This is a genomic window from Bartonella capreoli, assembly GCF_902813205.1.
In the GTDB taxonomy this organism is placed as follows: domain Bacteria; phylum Pseudomonadota; class Alphaproteobacteria; order Rhizobiales; family Rhizobiaceae; genus Bartonella; species Bartonella schoenbuchensis.
This window is the reverse complement of record NZ_CADDZX010000077.1, coordinates 1-706: the sequence shown is the minus strand read 5'-3', so window position 1 is coordinate 706 and position 706 is coordinate 1. Positions and strand designations below refer to the sequence as shown.

Here is a 706-nt window from a genome sequence, read left to right as displayed (position 1 = left end):
CCATCACCTGAGTTTGTTGATGGTTGTGCAGTAAGCAGGGCAGGGTATGAGCAAAACGATGCACAACAATCATTAGGTGGATAAGAACATGAGCATAGCAAAGAAATACGAGCTTACAGAAGAGGGTACGTTGTTTATACGCTACGACTCTAATGGGTTATATGCTTGCACGTTGTATCAGATTAGAGCGTTAAGAGATTTTGGTAATGTCAAAGCTGGTGATTTGGGTGGCTTTATAGAGAAAGAAGAAAATCTTTCTCACGAGGGCGATTGTTGGGTTTATGATAATGCTCAAGTATATAACGATGCAGTAGTTCGTGGTGATGCTTTAGTTTACGATAATGCACTCGTTTATTATAAAGCTCGTATTTACGGCAATGCAAAAGTTTCTGGTAATGCACGCGTTTATGACGATGCAGTAGTTAGTGATGATGCGCATATTCATGGCAATGCTTATGTTTATGATTCTGCTGAAGTATCTGACAATGCAGATATTTGTGGCAATGCACGCGTTTATGGCAGTGCTTGGATTGAAGACAATGCACTGATTCATGGTAACGCTCAAGTTTACCTCAATGCAGTAATTGGTGGCGATGCACGTGTTTACGGTGATGCTCAGGTTTACGGCAGTTCATATGTTAACGGTAATGCTCGAATTTATGGCCGTGCATGTATTTATTTTGGTGCACATGTTCACGGCAATGCA

Annotated in this window: 1 protein-coding gene; it reads left to right on the top strand. The window is 41.1% G+C overall.

Annotated features, from left to right (window positions below; genetic code table 11):
• Nucleotides 1–88: 88 nt before the first annotated feature.
• Nucleotides 89–706 (top strand): hypothetical protein (locus tag J7R05_RS07390; RefSeq protein ID WP_208541783.1); only part of this gene is annotated, 618 nt, incomplete at its 3' end.